The following is a 25,828-nucleotide window of genomic DNA, read 5'->3' on the forward strand; positions in this document are numbered from 1 at the left end:
TTACTCTATTTCTAATATCGGCTGAAGGGGCAAAACCTTTAGCCTCTGATTAAAGTAAAAGACGAGATGTCCTTAGCTCCCGCTTCCTTCAGAAGCTTTGCTGCCTGGTGGATGGTATTGCCTGTTGTGTATATATCGTCAACAATCATAAGAGATAGCCCCTGTACATTTATTTCAGGATACTTTCTAAACAATGGCCCTCCGGATAGCCGTTCTTTTCTGGTTTTTTTGGACTGTTTTTCTGAAGCGATTCTTTCTAACGGATGCAGAATCTTGCGTCGGGCAATACGTGCAATCAGCTCGGCCTGATTAAAGCCTCTTTCCATCAGGCGTTCAGTGGACAACGGGATAGGAACCAAAATCATTTTTCTGGGAATGATCTTCGCTGCAGCCCGGATATCCTGTTCAAACAAACGGATGAGTTCCGCATCTCCCCGGAATTTGAATAGATTCATGACTTCTTTTACGGATTCTGTGTAGGAATAGATGGATTGGTTTTGAGTGAACACGTCTTTATACTCCGCACTTTCTTGCCAGCGGATACAATCCGGACAGATTGATACGCTTTCCATTGGTCTGCTGCATTTCGTGCATCTTGTGCCAAAGATTTTCGTTAATTTTTCGTTACATGGCTCGCACGACACCGGGTCCGGATCCGTACCAAGCAGGATTCCCCAAGTGACCTGCTCCTGCATTTTATTGTGGCAAAGAATACACCAGGTCATTTAAAAGCCTCCCGGTTCATCTTTTTGATATGCAGCCTTGACTGAATCATCGCATTCGTTTTGCCGTAGTGAAAAAACACCACGTCCCCAGTCGGGTAATCCTGATGTCGTCCCACCCTGCCGGCAATTTGAACAAGAGCGCTTTCCGTAAAAATATCCTCCTCCGCTCCAAATACAGCAGCATCGGAATCTGGAACCGTCACTCCCCGCTCCAGAATGGTGGTCGTCACAATCAGTGGAGAAATCCTGTCCCTGAAACGCTGCACCTTTTCTTTTCTATCCGGATCTTCCGAGTGGACCCCTTCTATTAAAGGATGGATATTCTGCAGAATGGCTGTGACATGATGAAGTGCCGGGATGTTGGGAACAAAAAGAAAAGCTGGCTTTTCTTTATCAAGATGCTCCTGAATCCATTTTAGGAGGGGCTTAGGAAGCTTGTTCCGCTGAAGACGCCCTTTATAGCTGCCAATCCACTGAAAGCGCGGGACTGGAAGCGGATGCCCATGATAGCGTCCGGGGATTCGAACCGAGGGAAGCTTGTTTGAAAGAGCTCTTTTTTGCATTTCTTTGGAAGGGGTGGCGGTTAGGAAAATGAGGGAGCTCTCCGGTTTCCTTGCTTTCTGAACCGCTTCCTGCAGCGTCTGATCAGCAGAGAACGGAAACGCATCAACCTCGTCAATAATGATGCAATCAAACGTTTGTTTAAACCGGAAAAGCTGATGGGCCGTGGATAAAACGAGTCGGGAGGATTTGTAGCGGTCCTCACTTCCTCCGTATAAAGCAGCAGCATCGGCTTTCGGAAAAGCCTGTTGGAAACGCGGATACAGCTCGAGTACCACATCTGTTCTCGGTGTAGCGAGACATATCCGTTTGTTTTGCTTCAGCGCCTCTTCTATTCCTTGAAACAGAATTTCAGTTTTTCCCGCTCCGCACACAGCCCAGACAAGAAGCTCCGACTGATTCTCCATTGCATGCTTAATACAATTGGATGCATGACTTTGAAGTTGAGAAAGTGTGCCGGTCCAGTCTAGTCCTGAGGAAGATTGGGTTACTGGAGTGGCCCCAATCCAGCTATAAAGCGTTTCACACTCACTGACCCGCCCCATCATGATGCAGGAACGGCAGTAGGTGCAATGCCTGCCGCATTTGGCGCAGTGGAAGGAGGCGAACAAATGGCGCTGCTTATTTAGGCAGCGCGTGCATTGGAATTTTCCTTTTGTACCTGTGACACCTTTTTCTTTTTGGATGTCTTCGTTTTCGAGCATTTCTGAGGGGAAAGGAATTTCAGAGGCCAGGAGGTGGCGGCCTGAGAGGTGGTGCTGTAGTGAGGACATTGTTTTTACTCCTTTTTCTTTTTATTATGAACAGAAGGAGAGAACGTTGTCTAACCTATAAAAAGAAATTATTAAACAGTAAATTAAATTTTCTAGTGTACTAAATGATGTATTAATCTTTAGTTGAGACATAAAATAAAGAACAAAATAAAGTACTCTTTGGAGTTGACGAAAATGAAAAAACTAATGCCCATGATAGATCCTAGAAGCTTGGAGATGATGATAGATGCTGAAGTGGAGGCTAGCAAGCAGCGAAATGAAAGTGCTCTTCGAAAATCAAAAGAGTTACTAAAAAAATTAAAGGCCAGGAGTGGCCGCTCCTAGCCTTGATCATTGATAGTCTTTCTATTATTTGTTATCGAAAGTTTACTTTTTCTCATTTTAACCGCTCGTGCAAGAATTTCTTCATTTCTTTTTTTACTAATTGTTTGTTCTTCTAAGATTAATTCCTCTAGAGTTTTATTCCATTCCAAGGCAGCTTTTAATTTACTCATCATTTTCAGCCCCTTTTAACCGATTTTTAATCTCGTCAACAGAATGTTGTATTAGCAAACAAGTCCAAAATAAATTAAATGTGGATTCTATCTTAATTTTAGCCGTTTTATTTAACTCATGCAATTCGTTGTTCAGTATTTCAATGTCTTCATCCGATAAATGAAGCTGAACCACTATTTTTTTCTTCAGAGAAATAGGAATTAACTTTGCTACTGTACTCTCTCCAAAAGCAGTTTTCCCTTTATAGGTATGAGCTCTAATGACCACATTACTTTTTTCTTCCATTATAATCTTTTTTTCCATTAAATGTTCATTTAATCCACTTGAAGTTAAGTATTCATATTCATTTTTTCTATTCAATTGATAAACAGAGTAATCATAATCGAAATTCATTTCCCTTAATACATCAGAATGGAAATCTTTATCCACAAACATTTGCATGTTGCGCCGCGAATTTCGAACGATACTGCTATAAACCTCTTTTTCTTTTTGAGTAACCTTTAGGGCCTGTTCCAGCTCTTCCATTACAGTTTTCACAGCCGAATCATCCTGCTGGTTCTTTTGAAGCTCGTCCCTTAGCATATCCAACTGGTTTTTCAGATCTTGAATATCCTCATTTTTCGAATCAATTGTTTGTTCTAACCCGTTTATGTAAGTTTTATGTTCATTTATACGCGATTCGGTGAGAGTATGATATTTCTCCGTAATATTTGGAATTTTTAATTCCTCTTTCAATTTTTTGAAAGAAAAAAATTGGTCATCAATTAGATTAATGAAGGCCTCATACTCTTCTTTTCTATATTTTTCGAATGCTCCTAAATTAAAAAACTCATTACCGGGAACAGTCATTATTTTTAAAGTCTCTCTCCTCCAATACAATACCGCTGAAACAGATATGCAGAATAGGAAGAAAACTTTCGCCTCAGTATTGAAAGTATTGAAAGGATAATATGGAATCCATAGGGAGCCGCCTGTAATAAATGGAAGCAAAAACTTCCCCCAGAAAATATAATTCCTCATGTTTCGCACTAAGTATTTCCCCATGTTTTTAATGGTTAAGGGTGTACTTAAATTTTTTTCAGTAGACTGGAAGCCTTTTTTTAACTTTCTTATATAGGGATCCGCATTTTCAACTAGCAATTCTAAATAATCATCTGGCTTCCTCATGCTTTAATCCCCCCGAGTCAATATAGTCAAGGCAATTATACAATATACGGAAATTTTTATACATATTTTTACACAAGAACAAAAAAACAACCAGCCAAAAGACTGATTGCTCCCCTTATTCCATATACCATCCCAGCCCAAGTGCACCTTCCCCTAAATGGGTTCCGATTACAGCACCAAAGTAGCTGAGATAAAACGTAACATGAGGGTATTTCTCTTCAAGCTCTGCCTTCATTGCCTGCGCTTCGTCCAGGCGATTGGCGTGTATAACAGCAGCCCTCATTGGAAGACCAAGCTTTGCGTCCTCTTCAAAAAGCTCATAGATCCGGTTGACCGCTCTTTTGCGGGTTCGGATTTTTTCATACGGCACGATCACTTTATCTACAAAGTGAAGCAGCGGTTTGACTTGCAGAAGACTTCCAATCAATGCCTGGGCGCCATTTAGGCGGCCTCCGCGCTGAAGGTTGGAAAGGTCGTCCACCATGAAATAGGCGCGGACGCTTTTTTTCATTTCTTCAAGCCGCTTCATGATTTCTTCCGGATCTTTGCCATCCCGAGCCATTTCTGCTGCTTCAATGACGTAGAATCCTTGCACCATGCAGCTGATTTCGGAATCGAACGAAAAGACTTTGATGCTATCGGTCATATTTCCTGCAGTAATCGAACCATTGTAGGTTCCGCTAATCCCGGAGGATAAGTGAATACAGATGACCGCATCGTACTGTTTGGAAAACTCTTCGAAAAGATCGAGGAATTTCCCAACTGGAGGCTGAGAAGTTGTCGGAAGCTGATTGCGGGATTTTACCTCTGCGTAAAAAGCCTCTGCACTCAGTTCCAGCTCTTCCTGGTATGTCTCGCTGCCAAAAATAACGCTGAGCGGAATAAGGTGAATATCCAGCTCGTTTAGCAGCTCTTTAGGTATGTAAGCTGTACTATCGGTTAAAATTGCCGTTTTCATCGTCAAAAGAAACCTTCCTTATAACGTATTTAAATAATGAGTTCAAATGGATTACTCTCTATTCTATAGAACTTTACGTAAAAATTCATTAAATGTTTCATTTAATTTTGAAAGGGAACTGAAGATTATAAAAAACCGGCTTTGAAATTTTTTATTTCAAAGCCGGCTTCCCTTTATTCTTCTTTCACTGCCTTGGAGCTGATCCACAATTTTTCGTCTGAATCTGAAAGAAGGACCTCATACCAAACTGTTTCGCCAACCATTTGCTCTCCTGTCACTTCAAGTTGATCGCCTTTTTTCAACTGAGCCGAGATCGTCCCATCTTTTACCCCGGGAGAATTGCGGACATTCGCTCCTTCTGTCACAATCGTAACGAAATCAGGAAGAATTTCCTCCACTTCTTCTTCTATTTCTTCTTCCGGTTCTTCAAACGCACCGACATTAATAGGTGTGCTGTACCAAGCAGCCATATCGCTAACACTCTTCAAAACTGAACCGCTGAAAAAGGCAGCTAGAACACTGAATACGAGGAGCGTCAAAACCGCTGCTAAAATACGTGAACCGTGTGTCTTTATAAAATTCATCACGATGCTTCCTCCTTTTGTCCTTCAGGAGGAGATTCTTTTAGATTCTTATCTGCTTCACTCAGCAGCCATAAAAAGGGAGCAGCCGGATTTCCCGCTGTTTTAGGCTGAAGCGAGCTCACCGGGAAGAAACGGGCATTTGGAAATTTATTTTCAAGCTTCCTCAAGAAGTTACTTTGTCCCATTTCACTTAAAAATTGCTTAATGGCCTGATGACTGTTTTCCGGTGTCCCAGCAGCCCCGGCAGCAAGCTCCTTAGCCGCAGCCGATGACGTATGAATCTTTGAGAAAATATCGAATTTATTTAGTACAATGGCAATCGGTTTTGACACTTTTTCATGAGCTTTCATTCCATACGTTTCTTGAAGCTCAATTAACAGCCGGTCAAAAACGTCCTCAAAGGGATCATTCTGCTGCGAACTGAATGACTGCTTAGCTTCTTCATAGAAGGCAGGGATTGTAGAGGGATCCATGACAAACACAAGTCCTTCAAAGGATTTGAAATAGGCATGGGTCCGAAGTTGGTACCCCCCTGTAAATACTTGCCCGCTCGGATCATACAAGCTGATCAGCCTGTCTGCATTCCACTGCTTCTGATGGAGCTTTAACTGATGGGCTACAGGTATTTCCAGCCCGGTTTTTGGATAATTTCCGGCTGACGAACGATAATGAACCAGGCTCTGAAAATGCTCCTGATCTTTTTGCTGGGCAAATTGAACGTTCCAGCTTTCTTTTTTATCCTTCATGAAGGCTTCCAGTGCAGTCATGATAAACGTCGTTTTCCCTGCTGAAGCGGGTCCGATTACAGGAATTCGAATCGGCTTCGTTTCGCCGCTGCTTAAAGACTTTGTGCAGGACGAACAAACACTATATAAATCTGTTCTTCCAAGGAATTTCACAGAAGGGATCTTCGCTCCGCAGCGGCATTTCCGCTTTAGGATCCCATATTTTCCCGGAAGCAAATCATTGTGTTCGGATGAGCAGGACGGACATAAATAAGACGGCAGCTTGCTTGTATGGTGACATTCCCTGCATACAGCCTCAATTTTATTTTGCTTCCTGAATAATCGATCCGCACTGCCCACAGCGAGTAAAAACCCATACACTGGAGCAGCCCATAGGACAAGGACAGCATAGTGGGCAGCAAGCAGGATGCCCGCCAAGAGCCAGCCCAAGGTAAGGACAGTGACAATGGCAGCCGCCAAAACAATGCATTCATAGAGATGATACATTTTATTATAAAAAGAATGTGAAGGACGAAATTTTCGTTTCATAGATCGTAAATAATCATTTATTTCCGCGCCCAGATCCACTGACAGCTTTTTAAAATCCTTAAATGCCTTTCCAAAAATATAATGCTCCATTGCAGGCTGGTCTGCATTATTCGGAATATGGCGCTGCCTGTAAACGTTTTTCTTAAAAGCATTGATATAGCGGAAAAACGTACCGTAAACACCCATGATCATTCCTGATAGCAATACTGGTAAAAACAGCAGTGGCAATGCGTATAACCCTGCGATTAAATGAAACATTCTGCCTTTCTCATAGAATTTATTCGTAATGCCGTGAAAAAGCGTAAAAGCAAATCCGCAAGCAATAATAACGTGCCAATTTGCGGCTAGGGAAAAGCCGTATAGCGCAGCAAATTCCTTTAATCCATACAGAGAACTGAGCTCAGGCTGAAAGAGAAAAAAATTCCAGCCAAAGATAATCCAGTAGGATGCGAGGCAGCCGCATAAAAACACGAGTCCCGGCTGAAGGAACAGACATCCCAGGAAGAGAATACCTGCTCCAAGTATCCGCTCCCCTATAAAGTCCACACTAAAAGGAATCATCATTTGTGACAAAATCATCAGGAACAAAGAGAACCATACAATAAAACCATCTTTCAGCTTAAAGCTTGCATAGGACGCTGCAGCTGAGGGAATGACGAGGCCCCATAGCAGGTTCAGTCCCGTACCTTCTAAATTACCCTGCCAGAAAACTAGACTGAGCAATAGAGAAACAATCGATATTACTCGTAATGTATATTCATTAAACGTTCTCATTGGTTTCCTCCGTCATCGCCTTGAAAATAGACCTTTCATTTTTCCAAACAGGGTTTGGCCGCTCTCAACCTGTTCCTGAATACGAGGCCAATAATTTTCTTTAGACCGTGATTTCCGGCCGCTCTTTTCTTCCATCTTTTCACTAACATGCTTATAGAGCTTCTTGTTTTGGGTCATGAACTGCACGATGCGATCTTCCAGTTCCTCGTCAAGCTCTTCTGAATGGCTTATATTGCGTATAAATGCGGTCAGAAGACTAGAATAAGCTGGAGAATTTTTTTCCTCGAGATTCTGCAGCACCTGCCAGAATAGAGGAGAGCGTTTTGTTCCTGCAAGAAGCTTAATAACATCGTCGGGATTCTCTTCTGTTTTCATGCGAACCGGAAGCACCCAAGCTGCGAATTGAAAGTACTGCTTGTCTCCAAGCTTTATTAGATGAAGAGGAAGCTCACTCAGATTAAACCCATACGGAGTTTCCCTATCGTGTATGATGCAGCCTGCCGTTAACAGGTAGGACTTGTCAGGTTTCGTTAGTTTGGCATTTTTCCAATCATAGAGATTTCTTACAAGGCTCTTATCCCGGTTCGTTTCAGAGGTGAAAGAGAAAATCCCTTCTGTTTTTTCTATTAACCTGCTTTTTTCAGATGGATTAATAGTCAACTGAGATCCTCTTTGTAAAAGCACTTGCATCTCAGCTTTTATAGTTTGAGTATTTTCCAACTGGTTGAATGCTTCAAAAACAGCAGGAAGCAGGGAATCTAAATTCATACGGTGCCCAGTTGCTGCCTGAGCATTTAAAAAGTCCGATATCGGCAAGTCTGAGCCGGATAGCTTTTCTTTCTGCAAATTTACGAAGAGGGTCTCCGCAGCTGCTGTCTCGTCAAGATCCATGATTTTAGCTAGATTGCTGTTCAGGTTTTCTTTAAAGTAACCCTCAATTTTTTCTTGAAGCCTATTTTTAGAGTGAATATACAGCAAAGCATTTCCCATCGTCCGGTAATAGTCGTTCAGCAGCCCATTTACCACTCTATCTGCTTGTTTCTCAATAAGCCATAAAGCACTCGTTAAAAGTAATTTTCTATAACTCTCCTCTGAATTCAGCCAATGGATACCCTTTAGCTCGTGCAAAGAGATGGTTTCCTCAAGGAAGTAGCCGATGATATCCGAATAATAGCCTTCTTTTCCCCATTTTAAAATTTCGCTCAGTTTCTTTGGAAGTTTTTCTTTTATTTGCGGGTATCTTTGGCTGGTTTTAAGACACAGTTCAAGAATCTGTTCTGCTTCTGCACTTGAGCGGATCCCTTTTAGCAAATGCTCTGCGGCGTCCAGGAAAAACGCTGTCGAGAACTGGGTTAAAGCTCCCCCACTTCCCTCTTTTTCAGAAGCAGTAAAAAGCAAAGAAGTGACTCTTCTAACAAGCTCCAGATCAAGATCGGCTAAAAACGCTTTTTGATCATCTTTGTTGTCTTCAAGCCCATTTTTAAGACTATAAGCCATATTAATCAAAGCCTGCTCCGGCGCATGTTTTTCTGCATATTCCAGGGCAGCGGCGAGCTGGCCCCCGGAAACATTCTCTGCTGACTGTTCAAAAAACATATAAAGATCTTTTGCGCGGGATAAAGATCCCTCAATGGAATCGATGTTCATTCCTTCAAGGAAATCATAAAATGGTTTCGTTTTTGACCAGCCTTCATTCAGCAAAGAAACTGCAAACTCTGCATAATCATGGTTTTTCTCAAATTGGCTAAAACGTTCTTGTTCGAAATCGAATACAAATGCCTGGTGCCTCATCATTCCTTCGCTGATGGTTAAAGCTGTCCCCTCTGAAACAGCTCCATTTAAAAGCGCTTTGCTTTTGAGAGGATCATATGTATACGTTGTAAAGGTAAGATGATGGGCAAGACGAAGCGGAAACGACAACTGGATGGCAGCAAACCACATAGGGATCCGATCTTCGTAATCAACGATAATCAGCCTTTTGCCATTCTGGATTCCTTCAATTGCACCTGACACCATCCTCACAAGGACGTCCCATCCATTGTTTTCATGTAAGAAATCCAAAACGGAATCAATGCTTAATCTTCCGCCCTTGAGCCCTGCAAGAACAGGAAGGGGAGCAGGTGCTGTTTCGGATTCACTTTCTTCCTTCGTTAAGCCACTTACAAATACCGGGCTGAACGCATATGTAAATGGATAGTCATTTAGTGCCCCATCTGTAATTAAAGTATGGCTAAATGAATTTCCGAAGCGGCCTGAATAATCCCTGCCAGTATATTGAGTCAGGGATAGGCCAATTTTTCCGCTGTTTAAGCGGATAAATGAGAAGGACTTAGGAAAAAGGGTGCTGATTTCCTCCGCAGTTGGATTCGGAGGAAGGTGAGACGGACGCTTATAGGTACAGTAAGCTTCAATTTCCGTTTTTTCAGCGTCTGTCATTTCCTTTGATTTCGAAAAGGTTTGAAATCCTGGTCCTGACCCCAATCCGCTGACAGCTGAAGTATAGTAATGCTGCAAAAATTCTCTAGACAAGGCCCCTCACCCTTTCCTCATATGGCTTTTGATGATTTGATTTTTCCACAGTAGCCATAAAAACGGATCTTCCACCCGGAATGGTTCAATCTTCTCAACTCTGCTGTCTGTTCCCGGGTCCATTCCAAGAGCGGATAAGCCGAAAAATGCATAATGTTTATAGTTATGCTCAAGCAAATTTGTAAGATTTCCTTGCGTCCAGCCCTGAACTAGCGCCTTCATTTCATTGGAGACTCCTTCAAAATCAACCGTATCGAATCCCCTTTGATCGGTGTGGCGGCTTGGCTGATGGAGCTTGCTGCCCGGATCAAGAAGCGGCTTAATGGCATCCATTTTAGAAAAACTGAGAGCCATCGGAATTTCGATTTTCTTAGAAACTTTCATTTTCAGCAAATTTCGAATCATATTTGTCGTCCGATTAAGCAGGTCATTCACACTGTTTTCATTATCGAGGCGCGGCAGATTCACCGGCAGTCCCTTTTCATGAATCTGATCTCTTACAGACTCCAGCTGAAGGGGATCGAGCAGACAGATGACGCCGGCTGAATGGCTAATGTAGCGGACGTGCTGTGCCATTATTTTTTCATCCTTTAAGTCTTCGCCGGCTGTATCAAACAGAGCAAGCGTAATGACCTTTGTGCCGAAAATGCCCTCTCCAGAAAACGAAAGTGTATAAAGAAGCGGTTTTTTTACATCTGCATCTGTGCCTGTCGCCGAGGAGGTTACTTCAAGCGTTGTTTTATGTTTAAAAAGCGGATCTCTGAAATTCGTATTGTAGCGGCGGATCGTGTCGTCGTTTTCCGGCTTTAGGAAGCAGTTATAAGCGCTTCCGATGCTGTTTTGAATGCTGTCGATTAAAACAGAAATATAGTGGCTCTTCCCTGTTTGCTTAGCCCCGATTACAGCGATGATATAATCCTCATAATCTGCAATGGTGCTTGGAAGATTGGAGTGGCAGGAAGGGCAGATTCGTACATCTGCCTGAGACCCGCACTTATCGCAAAAACAGCTGGATGGCATCACCGGCTTTATAGCAGAGAGGAAGCTCTTTTTGCTTGCTGGCGGTTCAATAGCGGTTGAATAGAGAGGGGTGCCCCAATAGGTAGAATACACCGTATCCTCCTCCGTGCAGCTCTCTTTTGAACAGCGGAAATGAACCTCCTCGATTTTATGTTTATTAAAGCAGTACGGACACACATATTGTCTTTTTATCATCTTTTTGGCGAGCTCCCTTTTAATGGATTAATAAATCCCCGAATGGCTCGAGGGTAAACCGCTTGTAATCTTTTGGATTGGATAAAAATACTTTTACGTAGCAGCCCTGTTCTGAATGGCTGCTAATATCGGTTAAGGCGTCTGCCGGCATCCGGCCATCTTCAATAGCGGCAATTTCTCTTCCATCGGTAATTGAGATTGGCTGCCTGCCGCTCTGTTTGATAATGACCATCCGAGGAAGAGGGACTGCAGGATTTTCCGAGCTAATGCGAATGAATTTCTTTTTCTTGAAAAATTTCATCTCTACTTTGTAGGAAAGCCGGATTGGCTGGGAATTCGTATAATAATAGCTTTCGCCTTCGGAATATGTGATTTCACCATTCAACTCTTCCATGATGAACACTTTAATGAATAAATTTCCGCTTCCGGGCTGATCGATCAAGTAGCCTCCAAATGCATTATAGGCAGTTAAGGAAACCTCACGATGCACAGCCGCCGGGTCCTTTGGTTCCTGAGGAAAAGAGTGATAGCTGTAGGCAACCACTGCATGTTCTACTGTTTCAGGCCAGTTCCATGTCAGAAGGAGTTTGCCCTGATCATTCATAACCGCATCAAGATCTGTTACTTCAAACATTTGCTTCACTGCTTTGGGTGTTCCTGCAATCGCCATTTCTCCCACTTTTGTAACCGGCAGGACAGAGCATCTTCCGCTCTTTGGAAGATCAAGGACTCCTTCACATGCATGTGGCACCCGGAGTAATCTGCCGCCATAGCGAGGGGACAAATCTTGAAATAAGCTGATTTCTCCGACTTGCACTTCGTCAAAGGGGCTTTCTGAAATAAGGAAGTAGACCTCCCCTTCTGCCGGTTTGGTGCATTGGTATTTTATGGTGTCTCCTGATATGCCGATAGACAAATCCTTTATAGGCTCCGTGTTCATTGCAACAGCCATGACCGGCTTACCGTTTGAGAAAATTATTCTTCCAGATTCATCCTGATATTGCACCATGACGAGGTAGCCGTACCTTTTGCCCTTTTCCACATCCGTATCGATTAGCTCATTTCCTTTAACCCCGCTAAGTCTTACTCCGTCTCCCCTGCGTGACGGCTGCTGATTCTCTTTTTTCCACACTTCGATTTTCGATCTTGGAGGCGCCTTCCAAGTAATTGTGATGGAATCAGAGGCCGCATGAGCCTGAAGGTTTTCTGCTTCTGCTGTAAAGAAACCTTGGCCTGATGCTTTATGAGGAGCAGAGCTTACCTTGCCGCGTTTCGAAAGAATTGTATAAGAGTAGCTTTTTCCAGCTTCCACAGATGAATCACGGTAGGAGAAATCAGCTGTCTCAGCCAGCAGCTTTTCTTCGTGTGATCCCGCTTCTTTTCTGAGAAGCTGGTACACGATGCTGCCCTTGGATACAGATGGCTTCCAGCTAATAGTAATGGTTTTGCCTGAAGGTTGTATCATCCCATTTAGTGGAGGTTCAGGGGGAATATGGCTTAATTTCTCTTCAGCATCCTTGTTATCAGCGCAAACGCTTATCGCTTCAATGCAGAGCTTTTCTGCTTCAGCTTGATTTGAAGCAAGCATAGCCTTTTGAACAAGGGAATCTGCCAGTCTAATCTTTAAAGCAATTTCTCTCTCAAAATATCCGTGTTCAGGAAGGGCGGCATCTAGCTTTTTCAGTCTGATCCATTCCTGCTCAGCCCGATAGAACCGTTTAAATTTCATTTCCGATTCAATTTTCTGAACCTGATCTGAGACTCTCTTTTTGTGTGAGGCAATTTGCTGGAGTCCCGCTGCTGTTTCATTGTTATCCCATATCTTTCTAGCCCTTTCAAAGTAAGCCTTTGCTTCATCAAGCCGGTTGCACGATAGAAGAAAAAAACCTTCGTTCAGAAGCTTTTGATGGGTAAATTGGCCGCTGATTGGGAAGGAACAGCTTGAACAATGATTTGAATTGTTTTTGTTCATCGTTCCGCACTTTTTGCACGGGGCGTTTAATGCATCTCCGCAGTTCGTACAATGCCTGCTTTTATCATCATGAATAACACCGCATATTCCGCATTGCAGCAGTTGTACTTCCGTTTCAGCATCTCCCTTTACGGACCTTAATTCAGCCCCTTTTTGAGCACAGTACAAACGAATATGATCTTTTGCCAGCTTTTGAGGCACTCCCTCTTGCTGCAGCCTCTTCATTAAAGCTTCATAGGTGAAGAAGTCTACAACTCCCCCTGCGCATGCTATCTCTAAAAGGTTGTTTGCTTGTTCAAGCCTCATGCCCGCCAAGGAGTTATCATACTTTTTCCGTTCTGTTTCGTTATGAAAAATCTGTTTAGCAATTGAATAAAGCTGCCTTCGTGACTCCGTATCCTGGCTGCCTTTAGCTTTTCTTTGGTAAAGTGCAAATTGCTCATTGGCCTCTGCAAAAAGAACGGATCGAGCGGACCCTTTTTCGGGAATGCCGAGAAAATCATACAAAGTAGGCAGGGAGCCTGCTAAAGGCTTTACATTCAAGCCTGAAAGCAGCGACGCAATCTCTTTTAATGTAGACGGATTAGTCATTTCAAGACCGTCTGAACTCGATTGTTTAGTTTTCTTTTTCCCTTCTTTCACTTCTACATTTATCCGCTTCTGAATCGCTGCTTCAGGAACACTCAGCTTAGCTTTAATAAAGGAAATCTCCAGTTTCGTAATGAATCCTTTGGAAGAAGCGATTTCAATCATTCGATCCAGCTGCTCATTTTGTATCCGTTCAAGTTCCCGTTTCTTCTCCAGTTCTTCGGTATGGGCTCTTTCTGCTTCCTCTTCCCAAAATTCGTCATCCACAAGGCGGCTGATCATTTCACCTGTAAGGGAACTGAAGTACTTCGCCTCCTCCCCGCGCTTGCCAGGCATATTGGCTCTGGAGTTCCAGTATTTTTTCTTTGTTTCAATCGCAAATTTAATTTTGTCCTTATCCAGTTCAGGAGGATTGCAGGACAGCTCTAGCAAATTATAAAAATTAGGACGTCCTGTCATGAGACGTTCTCACCCCGCATCTCCTTTAACTTAAAAAAGGCGGAGATTTCAAATCTCCAGCCTCTTTTCAACGCAATAATAATGATCTGGATTTCTGTTTTTGTTTGATCCCGTTCAATTCTTGGGCAATTTTCGAGAAAGAGCTCTGAAGCTTTGTCACGTCTGTGAAAAGAGCGTTCTCATCAGATGTTGCTATTTCTTTAAGGAATTTCCAATCTGCTGATCCGAAGCCGATTGCCACGATGTCAGCCTCCGCATCTCTGCAGATTCTCGCCCGGTTAATGGCTTCCTTTGGATAGGACCAATGACCGTCTGTAAGAACAATAATGAATTTTATTCCTTCCTCATGCTCAAGAGTATATAATGCCTCAGTAAAAGGCTCTGCGGAATTTCCATAGCCAATTTTGCCCTCGTGATACAAATCCGATAACCTATCTATCCCCCATAGTAAGTCCGTTTCATTTCCACAAAGCGGCAGTAAAGTCTTCGTCTTGTTGGCGAAGCCCATAATACTGACTCGGGATCTTGATAAGTCAAGCTGTTTTACAAATGTTTTGGCTGCTTCTTTTGCCTGCAGCAAAGGATTTCCATTCATACTCCCAGAAAGATCTACCGCAATCACTACAGACATTGGAACCATCTTTTCCTCTTCTTTTACAGGCGCTTCATTCAGCCATGATAAATCGGATGGCACTTCTGTTTTCACAACTTCAAGCAGGGTTCCAAAGCGGTCTGAAGCGGTAACCTGGACAACTCCATTTCCATCGTAAGCGTAATTGACATGAACATCGGCCAGCCCATTTGAGGACGGAATTCCGTCCACAGTATACTTGCCGATTACCGTGGATTCTGAAGGGATTTCACTCTCTCCCTGTGTCACATAAATCTCAAGCTGTCCATCTTCCCCGCTGGCTGTCTGCAGCTGGTAAGGCCTCGTTACAGATGCTGGAATCGGCTTGTTTTTTTCAATTATCCGGCTGTTGAAATAAGCAGAATAATCGTCGCGAATGGCTACCATTCCTAAGCTATGACTCATTACATCTGTTACCTTTTTCGCACTTCCAAGCTTTAGAAGAGGCTTCTGCGCAGCTTTTTCCTGATCCATAGCAGCTTTAATTGCTGCTCCATACGCGACTACTTCGTCTACATTAAGGCCTTTTAATGGCTTCTTGCCATACTGCTTTTCTATAAAACTTGAAATCATCGGCATTTTAGAAGAACCGCCGGCTAGAATGACATCGTCAATCTGATCCCAGGAAAGCTTTGCTTCCCGGATTGCAATATCAGATAAATTCCATGTCCGATACAGCAAGTCATCCGTCATTTCTTCAAACTGGCCCCTCGTGAGTTCAAAACTGCTCCTTTTGCCTGAGTGAACAGCTTGAATCACCGTTTTCTGGAGGTCTGTTAAAGCGCGCTTAGCATGCTCGCAGTGAACTAAAATTTCATTTAAAAACTCCACATCTTCAAGAGGATCAATACCGTGCTCGGATAAAAATTTCTCGCTTACACGCATGACAAGGCGGTCGTCCCAATCCTTTCCCCCTAGTAAATGATCGCCGTTAGTTGATAGGACTTCTACTGAGTAATCTGTGACCTTGGCAACAGTTACATCAAAGGTTCCTCCGCCTAAATCATAAATAAGCAGGTTCTTTCTTCCCGTTCCTTCTTTGAATCCGTAAGCTATTGCAGCAGCTGTTGGCTCATTGATAATACTGGTTACAGTAAGCCCTGCCAGTTTCCCTGCTTTAATTGTATCTTCACGCTGGGCATTATCAAAATAGGCAGGAACGGTTATGACAGCGTGCGAAACAGGCAAACCAAGTTCTGCCTCTGCATCCTTTTTCAGTTTTTTCAGCACAAGGGCCGAAAGCTGAACAGGGGAGTAATACGTTCCATTCCATTCGAATCCGAAATGCTGGTCACCCATTGAACGCTTGAAGAAAGCGGCTACTTCTGCCGAGCCGAATGCCTGTTGCTCCTTAGCCTCCTCGCCAACAATGGGCTCTCCTCCGCCAAAATAGATGACGGAAGGAGTTGTGGTTTTCCCCTCTGCGTTCTTTATAATAAATGGAACTCCTTCTCCATCAACTGCAGACATGACCGAATATGTCGTACCGAGGTCGATTCCAATGGTGTTTGTCATATTTACCGCAACCTACAAAACTACGAGCGACTTGGATTTTTCTTTTGCTTCAGCCATCTGCTCGGTGCTGATTACGGAGGTGGTTTCAATGGACACCTCTATGACACGGTTATCGGTCAATTCCACTGCTTTTACATCAAGTCTTCCATTGTCTCCAAGAACAAAAGTAATCTCCAGTGGAGAATTTGCCGGAAGTCCTGGCGGAATTGTCAATTCTGCTTCGCCTATTGCAGTAGCATCAATGACTTCAAGATGATCATCATTAAATTCATTTTCCATGATTTCAATGAAAACAGAATCCTGATGATCTTCGAGCGTTCCAAATTGCTGTGTATTTACGATGGGCAATGATTCATTCTTCTTTATTAAATTCGTTACTTTTTGAACTCTTTCACCATTCTCTATTTCCGTTGTAACAACCCCAAAGCTTTTACTAGTCACGTTAATAATCTTAGTTTCCGTAATTACGTCAATGGCTTTTCCGCCAATTTTGAATGTCTGGCTCGCCTGGCGCTTCACTTCTTCCTGAATCTCTTCTTGTTTTTCTAGAGAAAGCTCTTGCTCCCCGCCTGCGCCTGTTTGAGAAATCATTTCTTCTTTTTTAGCCTGAACCCATTCGCGGATTGATTTTTCCATGCCATAAATCGCTGCGCCTTTGGCTACTGCTTCATCTGGATCAAATTTGACCGGCTGTACGTTGAATTCCTGAATAATTCTCGTTTCTACCTGAGGCATGCGGGTAGATCCGCCGACAAGGATGATTTCATCAAACTGATCTTTTCCTTCTCCTTTAAGCTTTGCTTCCTCAAGCATTAGCTTCGTTAGCTCAATGGTACGGTTTAAAAGCGTATCTGTCAGTTCTTCAAATTTTTCACGTGTTAGTTCCACTCGGATCTTATCAGAACCATGAATATAGCTGATCGGAGCCTTTTTGCGGTCACTAAGCGTCTTTTTGGCACTCTCTGCTCCTACTTCAAGTTCTTTAGCTGTCTCGGCATCTTCCAGAACATCGTCCGTGTTACCAGTCTGCTCCTCATATTGTTCAACTAGATAGTTGATGATGGCGTCATCCCAGTTTTTTCCCCCGAGATTATGATCGCCGCCAGTAACGATCACTTCAATGGCACTCGGTGAGATGTCGATAAGAGTTACGTCAAACGTACCTCCTCCAAGGTCATACACAAGTACACGCTTGGATGTTTCGCGTGAAATTCCATAGGCAATAGCCGCGGCTGTAGGCTCATTAATAATGTCCACTACGTTCAAATCAGCTAGCTCGCCAGCTCTCTTTGTTGCTTCACGCTCATTAATGCCGAAATAAGCGGGCACTGTGATCACTACATCTTTAACCGGCTCCCCTGTTTTTCCTTCAGCATCCTTCGCAAGCTTTTTCAAAATAAGCGCCGAAATTTCTTCAGCTCGGTATTGCTGGTCCTTATTCCAAAATTCATAGTCCGTTCCCATTTGTCTTTTAATAAAAGAAACTACATCATTTGGGTAAAGCTTTCCGCTCTCTTTTGCCGCCTCACCTACAACAATATTTGTCGTTTCTCCTTCATCTTCAAAAAAGACAACAGATGGAGTCGTTTTAATTCCATTGCTGTTTGTAATAATGTCCGCTTTACTATGCTCGTCCATATGCGCAATGCAAGAATAGGTGGTTCCAAGGTCAATTCCGTATACTTTGTTGATTTTAGACATGCAGTTTTCTCCCTTAATATTATTCTTATGTACTATTCTTTGTCTGAAAATACGTAAACGGCTACGGGTTCTTTCCGGATGATTTTTCCATCCCACTCGTAACCCTTGCCAAGTCTTTCAGCAAGCTTTTTATCCAGTTCTTTATCGGCTGTATTAACCGTTTTGATCACCTTTTGTTTCATAGAATCAAAGTTGCTGTCTTCCGTTTCATAGGATTCAATTCCTTGCTTATAGAGAATATCTTCAAAGTCCAAAGCGGAATCTTTAATAATCTTGATCAGTTTCTCTGTTGTAATCTCTGAATCTTTTTCTATGCTTTTGGAGATTTTAATGGTACGGTCAATCGTTTGGATTAGATCCATCATAGCTGGAAGGATCTGCTTTTTCACGCTTTCTTCTTTGTAACTTTGCAGCTCGCTATGGAGATTATTGATGATTTGATCTTTATGCAGATCGTATTTTATCTTGTCTTCAAAATCCTCAGAAAGGCGGGCCATCTGCTTTTCTAAGGAATCAAAGCGCTGATTCATGCCTTCAAGGGAAACGGATTCCGGAGCAGGAGTTTCAGCGGCTGCAGCTGATTCGTTTCGGATCGCTATTGACTCCATATTTTTTTCCGCTGACTGGACGGGTAATTCTTCATCCGCAATTTCTGCTTCAGAACATTCAAAGCCTTTTTGGGGTAGTTCAGAGTGAGGGGGATGGATTGGCTCATCAGGAAATTCTACAGTCACAGAAGATTCATTGTTCAAGTCTTCAGGCGCCCAATGCTTAAAGCTCGGGATGTTGCTTGCTTCCTGATCGAAAATCGGTTTTTTATCAAACTCCGGCTCTTGTTCCTGTAACGGGGTATTTATTTCAGCAGACTCTGGATTCTCTTTCTCGGAATCCAATTGTTTATTATTCTTTTTAGATGTTGGATTAAAAATACCCAAGTTCATCCCTCCGGCTATGGATTATTATTCTTATAAATCAATTAATCTAATACTTTCTCACCAGTAAAATCATACCATATTAGTTTTTTTTAGAAAAGATGGTTTATAAACCGCAAATATGTATTTTATGTAAATATAAAAGGTGATTTTAAAGATTATTGGGAGGATGTTCACTAAGGGTTATTGAATGTGCGGGTTTTCCGGATCAGCATCCTTGTGGCGCTCAACACCCTACATCCAATTACACCCTCACTCCCCGGCATAAACCGCAACCACCCCGCAAAAAACACAAAAAAAAGCTGAACCCCGCAAGGACCCTCGTCCATCAGGTTTCAGCTTTACAGTATAAATCTTATAATAGCTTAGCTTAGCGTACTTCCACCCAGCCGTTTTTGATCGCAACGACTACCGCTTGGGTACGGTCGTTTACGTTCATTTTCTGAAGGATATTGGATACGTGGTTCTTAACAGTTTTTTCACTGATGAATAGAGCTTCACCGATTCCGCGGTTGCTTTTTCCGTCAGCAAGCATTTGAAGAACCTCGCACTCGCGGCGAGTCAGGATATGCAGCGGTCTGCGGATTTCCGGCTGAAGCTGCTGTCCGCCGCCGCCTGCACCTGTTGTAGCCAGTCTGCGGAATTCGTTTACAAGATTGTGTGTTACTTTCGGATGCAGGTAAGATCCGCCGTCTGCAACGACTTTGACCGCTTCGATCAGCGTGTCTGCATCCATTTCCTTTAGAAGGTAGCCGCGGGCACCTGTTTTAAGGGCACGGGTTACGTAGTTTTCATCATCATGGATGGACAGAATGATAACCTTCGTTTCCTGGTTGGCTTCAACGAGCTGCTTAGTCGCTTCCACTCCGTTTACGTTCGGCATATTTATATCCATAATGACAACGTCCGGCTTATGCTCGTCTACGATACGCATTGCCTCATCGCCGTCGTCACCCTCTGATACAACTTCAAAGCTTGGTTCAAAATCAAGAATACGTTTTACGCCTTCTCTGAATAACTGATGATCATCAATAATTACAATTCTAGTTTTCATGGTCACTAATACGCCTCCCCACTCACTTCATTCTAGTCCAATCCTCATACCTACCGTCAATGAGCCTTTTGTCGCTAGTTTTCCGCTTTGCCGCAGCGAAGGAATCCCGCAAGGTCATGACTTTTTACTTAACGTTTTTCTAATTTCTTTCCTAATTCAATGGTAGAGCAGGAAGCTGTTAATTGAAACATCTAAAATATGGAAGGAACTTTTATCATGATGGCCGTTCCTCTGCCAATTTTCGAATCAATCTCCATCGTGCCGTCGAGCAGTTCGACCCGTTCCTTCATCCCGACCAGCCCGAATGATTTGTTCTTTTTCTCCTTCAGCTCACTAAAGTCAAAACCGCTTCCATCATCCTTGATCAGGAGGTTGACGTATTCCTTTGTAACCTCGACTTTAACCGAGATTTCTTTCGCTTGTGCATGCTTTAGAGCATTGGTGACGGCTTCCTGCGCCAGCCGGAAAAGCGCCACTTCAAATCGGGGAGGAAGCCTTCTTTCCTCGGCTTCGCCGAAGCTTTGAAAAAGCATTTTTGTCTTTCCGTTGTATTCTTCAATCGTATGTAAGTATTTTCTTAAAGTTGGGATTAACCCAAGATCATCCAAAGCCATGGGCCTTAGGTCGTAAATAATTCTTCTTACCTCATATAAAGCATTGCGGACATTTTGACGAAGATTGCGGATTTCCTTGAATCCTTCTTCGGTACCCCGATCACGGAAAATGCGTTCCAGCAATTCAGAGCGCATCATGACGTTTGCGAGCATTTGCGCAGGCCCGTCATGTATTTCACGCGACACCCGCTTGCGTTCTTCCTCTTGGGCTTCGATGATCCGCAGACCGAAATCCTGTTTCGCCTGGGCGTCCTCAAGCAGCATCCCAACCTGGCGCAGGTCCTGGCTTAAGTAATTTAAGACGACCCCGATTTGAGTGACAAGCGCTTCAGACCGTTCGATGATTTCCTGAAGCCCGAGCAGCCTTCTCTCCAGCTCGTCCCGCCGGTCGCGAAGCTGTTTTTCACGGTGCTGCATTGTCGTTAGTTCAACCTGCAGGGCATGAGCCCTTTCATACGCTTCCCGAATTTCATTTTCTGTAAACAGGTTGAAATTTTTGCTTACCTCTGACAGCCTTTTTCTAGCGTGTCTTGCCTGGATCTCAAGCTTGTCCCCCGCATCAATCACATCATTTACCTGTGTTTTAATGAGGGTCAGCTCTTCAACAAGCGACTCATATTGAGTACGTGACTGCTCGCCGATTGCAAAGATTTCCCCTTTGCTTCCGTCCACTGTGGAGATCATTTTATTCAGGATTTCATCCAGCACCACGCTGTCCAGCTTTTTGGTATTCACCAGAAATTACCTCCGTTGCTGTAAATGTCATGATTATGTTATGAGATTGTGATTGAAGTCAAATATGTGCCGCTATATAATGGAATAATGCAAGCGTAGAAAAACGCTCGCAATTGGCAGAAAAATCTGATGAAACAAGCATACCGGTTTTTCCCCGTGTAAGCCAGGAGGTGTACAAACATGCTTTCTACTTATTATACAGCAAAAGGCAGCGGAGAGCATGAGATAATCATCCAGAAGTCGCGATTTATCTGCCATATAAAGCGTGTTGAGACAGAAGAAGAAGCACAGGCGTTTATTCAGGAAATCAAGAAAAAACATCATAATGCAACCCACAATTGTTCCGCCTATTTAATAGGAGAAAGAGATGAAATCCAAAAGGCGAACGATGACGGGGAGCCAAGCGGAACAGCTGGAGTTCCAATGCTTGAAGTACTGAAGAAACGCGGGCTTAAAGATACTGCTGCCGTTGTGACCAGGTATTTCGGCGGCATCAAGCTCGGTGCAGGCGGCTTGATCCGCGCATATGGCCAGGCTGTTTCAGAAGGATTAAACCATACAGGTATAGTAAAGCGTAAATTAATGAAAATTATGCATACTAAAATTGACTATACATGGCTTGGGAAGCTTGAAAATGAGCTTCGGTCCTCAGAATACCTCATTAAAGAAATACATTATTTGAACGATGTAGAGATAGAGACTTTTGTTGCTTCAGATCAAACGGATACCTTCACCAAGTGGATGACAGAATTGACAAACGGCCAAAGCGAAATAACGCAAGGAGATGTCACGTATTTGGAAGAAGAGGTTAGTTAGGAGAAGATTGTATGGCTGAATATAGACGCGTAGTCAGAAAGAAGAAAAAGAAGAAATCGGTTTTTAAGCGAATCATGTTTTTTTTACTGCTCCTGCTGTTAATCGCAGGCGGGTATTTCGCCTTCATGTTCGTATCAGCATGGCAGGCAGCGGACCGGTCTTACGAAAGCCTTGAACGGGGAGATAAATCCGCATTAAGGGAATCAGCGGTTGAACTTGCTAAAGATCCGGTTTCCATTCTCATTATGGGTGTTGAAGATTACTCAACCGGCGGTGAAGGCGGACGAAGCGATACACTGATCGTCATGACGCTGAATCCGAAGGAAAAATCGATGAAAATGCTGAGTATTCCCCGTGATACACTCGTAGATGTAGAAGGTCACGGCGAAACGAAGATCACCCATTCTTATTCATATGGAGGAAAAGAGCTGACGGTCCAAACGGTCGAAGATTTCCTCGATATTCCGATCGATTATTATGCAACGGTAAACTTTAAAGCCTTCAAAAAGGTCATTGACGAGCTTGGCGGGGTTGAAGTGAACGTTCCATTCGATTTTTACGAAAAAAGTGATGTAACCAACAAACGCATCTACTTTAAAGAGGGTAAGCAGACTCTTGATGGAGAAGAAGCCCTTGCCTATGCAAGGATGAGAAAACGCGATCCGCGCGGAGACTTCGGACGGAATGACAGACAAAAGGAAATCATTACCGCCATCATCAAAAAAGCAACCACCCCTCAAAATATTTTGAAGGTGGATGACATCGCCAATCAAATTTCAGAAAATGTGGAAACCAATCTTCGCATTTCAGAAGCAATGGGCTTCCAGCAATCCTACAGCGGATTTTCAACTGAAAAGATTGATCAGCTGAAAATTGAAGGCGAGGATTTAAACCTGAACAGCGGCTATTACTATAAGCCAATCGAAGAAAAACTGGATCTCGTTAAAGAAGAGCTTCAGGCACATCTGGAACACAAAAAGGTAAGCATCCGTGAGGAACAGAACGAAAATCCTCTTGCAGAAGAAGATTTGGATAGCGAAAACTAATTTTCCAAGGCCTCCATTTTTAGGAGGCCTTTTCTATTTCAATATAGTAGTTATTTAGACCTAACCAAATAAAGATTCTTTTATCATAATTTTTTTCCTTATTATTCTATAAAAAATAAAACAATAAATTATAAGGTAAATTTCTTAACAAATAAAGACAAAAACTTTAACAATTTGTAAAAATGTGCGAAATTATACAGACACATTGTGACCTTTTTGTTAAAATAAAGACAAAAATAGCCTCTGATACCAATTCAGAGGTTATTTTTTTGGGAAAATACTCACGGGAGGGAATACCAATCAAACGAAATAAATTGGTTAGTTCGTTCGTCTGTCTTAGCGTTTTGGCAACATTGCCTATTCAGCCAGGTACTGCATCTGCAGCTGAATATCCTTATACAGGAGTAACGGTTTCTGGAAGCACGGCTATGCACTGGGGTGCAGAAAAGGATTACAAAATTACCAAGACCATCTCTTCAGCTGAATCTGTAGCTGTTTTAAATGAATTCACAAATGCAGCAAATGAAACTTGGCTTCGAATCAATCATGAAGGAACAACCGGATGGGTAATGGAATCCCAGGTAAAAGAACTGGACAAGCCTGTACCTTACGGATTCATCGCAAGTGATGATGCCGCGGTTCATCGCAGTGCAGAAAGCTCATCAACTGTGTCTGCAGAACCGGGAAAAAATACGATGGTTGAAATCTCAAGCAGTTTTGTAAATAAGGAGCAGGAAATTTGGTATCAAGTTAAATCCTCTGACTGGTCAGGATGGATTCATTCCGATCAAATCATGTTTAAACCACAACCCTTTTCCGCCTACAATACAAGCAGTACCCAGGAAATTCGAAGCGGTGCAGCTTCAAATTACAGACTGCTGTACACCTTAAAGCAAAATGAATCCATAAAAATTACGGATTTCTATATTAACTCAGCCTCCGAGCCTTATTACGGAGTTGAGCTTTCAAACGGAACAAAAGGCTGGACGAAAGCAGAAACACTGACTTACTCTTACCAGGCTAAACCTTCTGCCATTCAAAAAACGGTTTATGCAAAGTTAAATCCAACGAGCATTCACCGTTCAGCGGATTCTGCTGAACGCAAGGTTTACGAGGCTCCTATGAATGAAGAATTAGAGATTAAGAGTGAATTTACAAACAAAGCAAATGAAAAATGGTACCAGGTTGAATATCAGACCGGAAAATATGGCTGGGTGAACAGCGCCCATACCTCCACATCTCAGACCATTAACGGCACTTTCTATGTACAGGTATCTGAAGCCAATGTCCGCTCTGGTGCGTCAACCGATTATCGAAAACTCAGTACTTTAACAAAAGGAACCGCAATAAAAGTGGTGGATCAATTCACCAATAGCAACGGTGAAAAATGGTACAGAGTCCAGCTCGGCAGCAGCAGCTTCGGATGGGTTTCCGCCTCCCTTTTAACCGAGAAAGCCGTATATCTTAATACAAGCATGTACATCGGTACATACAAAGCAGAATTAAGAAGAGGCGCAGAATTCAGGTACACTGTGACTGAAAAGCCTTCGTATGGATCTAAAGTTACCCTTCTATCGCAAATTATAAACGCCAACGGGGAAACATGGCTGAACATTCAAACATCCAGCGGAAGAAAAGGCTGGATACCGCAATGGGAAGTCTATAAATCTCTCACCGACCGGAACTTTGTTTATGCGAAGGCTTCCGACAGCGTACGGTGGTCAGCATCTTCCTCCCAAAAAGCTGTAGCTTCCGTTCAATCAGGTGACTCGCTTGTTCTGCTTCGGGAGCTGAAGGGCTGGTACAACGTTGAAACATCTAAAGGTGTGCGCGGCTGGATTCCGGCAGCAAGCACTGCAGCAACACCTCCAGCAAATATCTTGATTCCACGGGTAACACCTATAGGAACAAGCACAGAGTTGTCCTGGTTAAAATCTGAATCGGTCAAAGTTAATTTTGACTTCCTTTCCGACCGTACAGCTTACATCAGCACAAAAGGCCTTGCACTAAGGATTCCCGATGCAAATGTAGAAGGAGTAACCATCACCCAAATCGATGGGGCAATAAAAGTAACACCAAAAGCTGGCTATTCCATTACCATTCATGATAAAAAAGACCGTTTTCAGCTTCTGATCCATGAAGTAGGGGTTGCCGGAAAAACCATAGTCCTGGATGCAGGTCATGGAGGAAGCGATTCTGGTGCAGTAGGTCCAACCCGACTGTATGAAAAGGATGTGACGCTTGCTGTCACCAGATACCTAGGGGACATTCTGAAAGCAAATGGAGCGAATGTCATTTACACAAGAACAACAGACGTTTATCCTTCCCTTGATGACCGATCTGAACTTTCCAATAACTCAAGTTCAGATATTTTTCTAAGTATTCATGCCAATTCAAACGTAAACCGCAGTGCCAAAGGTACAGAAACCTATTTTAACGTTGCCACCAACCCTAATGGACAAAAGAGCAAAACGCTCTCTACGAATATTCAAAGAGAGCTGGTTAATCAACTCAATACAACAAACCGGGGAGTGAAAGAAGCCGGCTTTGCGGTTATTAGAGAAAATGAAATTCCCAGTGCTTTAGTGGAGCTGGCTTTTATCTCTAATCCTACAGAAGAAACGATGCTGCGTTCTGATGCCGTAAGAAGAAAAGCAGCACAAGGCATCTACAATGGTATAGAAGACTACTTTAATGGGGGCAACTAATC

General features: G+C 43.0%; 19 protein-coding genes. 4 read left to right on the top strand and 15 right to left on the bottom strand.

Going from position 1 to position 25,828, the window contains the following annotated elements; genetic code table 11:
- Window positions 1-38: 38 nt before the first annotated feature.
- Complete coding sequence (locus tag J9317_RS18205; protein WP_211561254.1) at window positions 39-725, bottom strand: ComF family protein; 687 nt, start codon at window positions 723-725, stop codon at window positions 39-41.
- Window positions 722-2,059 (bottom strand): ATP-dependent helicase ComFA, encoded by a 1,338-nt coding sequence (locus tag J9317_RS18210; protein WP_211561255.1) that lies wholly within the window; start codon window positions 2,057-2,059, stop codon window positions 722-724. The genes J9317_RS18205 and J9317_RS18210 overlap by 4 nt, the downstream gene beginning before the upstream one ends.
- A 174-nt stretch (window positions 2,060-2,233) precedes the next feature.
- On the opposite strand from J9317_RS18210, the gene J9317_RS18215 reads away from it, so the two are divergent.
- A complete protein-coding gene (locus J9317_RS18215; RefSeq protein ID WP_211561256.1) occupies window positions 2,234-2,383 on the top strand; it encodes a hypothetical protein in 150 nt (49 codons plus the stop codon).
- On the opposite strand, the gene J9317_RS18220 is transcribed toward J9317_RS18215, so the two are convergent.
- From J9317_RS18220 to degS, 13 genes are all read right to left on the bottom strand, one after another.
- Window positions 2,380-2,553: a hypothetical protein gene (locus J9317_RS18220; protein WP_211561257.1), complete on the bottom strand. Its 174-nt coding sequence runs from the start codon at window positions 2,551-2,553 to the stop codon at window positions 2,380-2,382. The genes J9317_RS18215 and J9317_RS18220 overlap by 4 nt on opposite strands.
- Window positions 2,546-3,721 carry a coiled-coil domain-containing protein gene (locus tag J9317_RS18225; RefSeq protein ID WP_211561258.1) on the bottom strand — a complete coding sequence of 392 codons (1,176 nt, stop codon included), beginning with the start codon at window positions 3,719-3,721 and terminating at the stop codon, window positions 2,546-2,548. The genes J9317_RS18220 and J9317_RS18225 overlap by 8 nt, the downstream gene beginning before the upstream one ends.
- Before the next feature lie 115 nt (window positions 3,722-3,836).
- Complete coding sequence (locus J9317_RS18230; RefSeq protein ID WP_211562502.1) at window positions 3,837-4,679, bottom strand: DegV family protein; 843 nt, start codon at window positions 4,677-4,679, stop codon at window positions 3,837-3,839.
- A gap of 173 nt (window positions 4,680-4,852) precedes the next feature.
- Window positions 4,853-5,263: an SH3 domain-containing protein gene (locus J9317_RS18235; protein ID WP_249292570.1), complete on the bottom strand. Its 411-nt coding sequence runs from the start codon at window positions 5,261-5,263 to the stop codon at window positions 4,853-4,855.
- Window positions 5,263-7,311, bottom strand: a complete 2,049-nt coding sequence (locus J9317_RS18240; protein WP_211561263.1) for a TRAFAC clade GTPase domain-containing protein — start codon at window positions 7,309-7,311, stop codon at window positions 5,263-5,265. The genes J9317_RS18235 and J9317_RS18240 overlap by 1 nt, the downstream gene beginning before the upstream one ends.
- 12 nt (window positions 7,312-7,323) lie before the next feature.
- On the bottom strand, window positions 7,324-9,840 hold the full coding sequence (locus tag J9317_RS18245; protein ID WP_211561264.1) for a GAP1-N2 domain-containing protein: 2,517 nt from the start codon (window positions 9,838-9,840) through the stop codon (window positions 7,324-7,326).
- Between the two features lie 6 nt (window positions 9,841-9,846).
- Window positions 9,847-10,953 (bottom strand): TRAFAC clade GTPase domain-containing protein, encoded by a 1,107-nt coding sequence (locus J9317_RS18250; RefSeq protein ID WP_211561266.1) that lies wholly within the window; start codon window positions 10,951-10,953, stop codon window positions 9,847-9,849.
- A 121-nt stretch (window positions 10,954-11,074) separates the two neighbouring features.
- Window positions 11,075-14,074, bottom strand: a complete 3,000-nt coding sequence (locus J9317_RS18255; protein WP_211561268.1) for a fibronectin type III domain-containing protein — start codon at window positions 14,072-14,074, stop codon at window positions 11,075-11,077.
- Between the two features lie 67 nt (window positions 14,075-14,141).
- Complete coding sequence (locus tag J9317_RS18260) at window positions 14,142-16,220, bottom strand: Hsp70 family protein (protein WP_211561270.1); 2,079 nt, start codon at window positions 16,218-16,220, stop codon at window positions 14,142-14,144.
- A 12-nt stretch (window positions 16,221-16,232) separates the two neighbouring features.
- Window positions 16,233-17,921 (bottom strand): Hsp70 family protein, encoded by a 1,689-nt coding sequence (locus J9317_RS18265; protein ID WP_211561272.1) that lies wholly within the window; start codon window positions 17,919-17,921, stop codon window positions 16,233-16,235.
- Between the two features lie 32 nt (window positions 17,922-17,953).
- Window positions 17,954-18,856 carry a nucleotide exchange factor GrpE gene (grpE, locus tag J9317_RS18270; protein ID WP_211561274.1) on the bottom strand — a complete coding sequence of 301 codons (903 nt, stop codon included), beginning with the start codon at window positions 18,854-18,856 and terminating at the stop codon, window positions 17,954-17,956.
- A gap of 367 nt (window positions 18,857-19,223) precedes the next feature.
- Window positions 19,224-19,907, bottom strand: coding sequence for a two-component system response regulator DegU (gene degU, locus J9317_RS18275; protein WP_211562504.1), 684 nt, complete (start codon window positions 19,905-19,907; stop codon window positions 19,224-19,226).
- 191 nt (window positions 19,908-20,098) lie between these two features.
- Window positions 20,099-21,256: a two-component sensor histidine kinase DegS gene (degS, locus tag J9317_RS18280; RefSeq protein ID WP_211561276.1), complete on the bottom strand. Its 1,158-nt coding sequence runs from the start codon at window positions 21,254-21,256 to the stop codon at window positions 20,099-20,101.
- A gap of 180 nt (window positions 21,257-21,436) precedes the next feature.
- Between degS and J9317_RS18285 the strand changes: the two genes are divergently transcribed.
- From J9317_RS18285 to J9317_RS18295, 3 genes are all read left to right on the top strand, one after another.
- Window positions 21,437-22,072, top strand: coding sequence for a YigZ family protein (locus tag J9317_RS18285; RefSeq protein WP_211561278.1), 636 nt, complete (start codon window positions 21,437-21,439; stop codon window positions 22,070-22,072).
- Window positions 22,073-22,083: 11 nt separating this feature from the next.
- A complete protein-coding gene (locus J9317_RS18290; protein ID WP_211561280.1) occupies window positions 22,084-23,118 on the top strand; it encodes an LCP family protein in 1,035 nt (344 codons plus the stop codon).
- 269 nt (window positions 23,119-23,387) lie between these two features.
- Entirely contained in the window at window positions 23,388-25,826 is a 2,439-nt protein-coding gene (locus tag J9317_RS18295; protein ID WP_211561282.1) for an N-acetylmuramoyl-L-alanine amidase, read from the top strand.
- The last annotated feature ends 2 nt before the right edge of the window (window positions 25,827-25,828 follow it).

Source organism: Metabacillus flavus (assembly GCF_018283675.1).
Taxonomy (GTDB): domain Bacteria; phylum Bacillota; class Bacilli; order Bacillales; family Bacillaceae; genus Metabacillus_B; species Metabacillus_B flavus.

What these genes read in the sequence shown, in the direction of transcription:
- J9317_RS18265 (WP_211561272.1), bottom strand. Translation starts at nt 17,921, where the DNA reads ATGTCTAAAATCAACAAAGTATACGGAATTGACCTTGGAACCACCTAT.
- J9317_RS18240 (WP_211561263.1), bottom strand. Translation starts at nt 7,311, where the DNA reads ATGAGAACGTTTAATGAATATACATTACGAGTAATATCGATTGTTTCT.
- J9317_RS18205 (WP_211561254.1), bottom strand. Translation starts at nt 725, where the DNA reads ATGACCTGGTGTATTCTTTGCCACAATAAAATGCAGGAGCAGGTCACT.
- J9317_RS18290 (WP_211561280.1), top strand. Translation starts at nt 22,084, where the DNA reads ATGGCTGAATATAGACGCGTAGTCAGAAAGAAGAAAAAGAAGAAATCG.
- J9317_RS18255 (WP_211561268.1), bottom strand. Translation starts at nt 14,074, where the DNA reads ATGACAGGACGTCCTAATTTTTATAATTTGCTAGAGCTGTCCTGCAAT.
- J9317_RS18210 (WP_211561255.1), bottom strand. Translation starts at nt 2,059, where the DNA reads ATGTCCTCACTACAGCACCACCTCTCAGGCCGCCACCTCCTGGCCTCT.
- J9317_RS18235 (WP_249292570.1), bottom strand. Translation starts at nt 5,263, where the DNA reads ATGAATTTTATAAAGACACACGGTTCACGTATTTTAGCAGCGGTTTTG.
- J9317_RS18220 (WP_211561257.1), bottom strand. Translation starts at nt 2,553, where the DNA reads ATGAGTAAATTAAAAGCTGCCTTGGAATGGAATAAAACTCTAGAGGAA.
- J9317_RS18225 (WP_211561258.1), bottom strand. Translation starts at nt 3,721, where the DNA reads ATGAGGAAGCCAGATGATTATTTAGAATTGCTAGTTGAAAATGCGGAT.
- J9317_RS18230 (WP_211562502.1), bottom strand. Translation starts at nt 4,679, where the DNA reads ATGAAAACGGCAATTTTAACCGATAGTACAGCTTACATACCTAAAGAG.
- J9317_RS18285 (WP_211561278.1), top strand. Translation starts at nt 21,437, where the DNA reads ATGCTTTCTACTTATTATACAGCAAAAGGCAGCGGAGAGCATGAGATA.
- degU (WP_211562504.1), bottom strand. Translation starts at nt 19,907, where the DNA reads ATGAAAACTAGAATTGTAATTATTGATGATCATCAGTTATTCAGAGAA.
- J9317_RS18215 (WP_211561256.1), top strand. Translation starts at nt 2,234, where the DNA reads ATGAAAAAACTAATGCCCATGATAGATCCTAGAAGCTTGGAGATGATG.
- J9317_RS18260 (WP_211561270.1), bottom strand. Translation starts at nt 16,220, where the DNA reads ATGACAAACACCATTGGAATCGACCTCGGTACGACATATTCGGTCATG.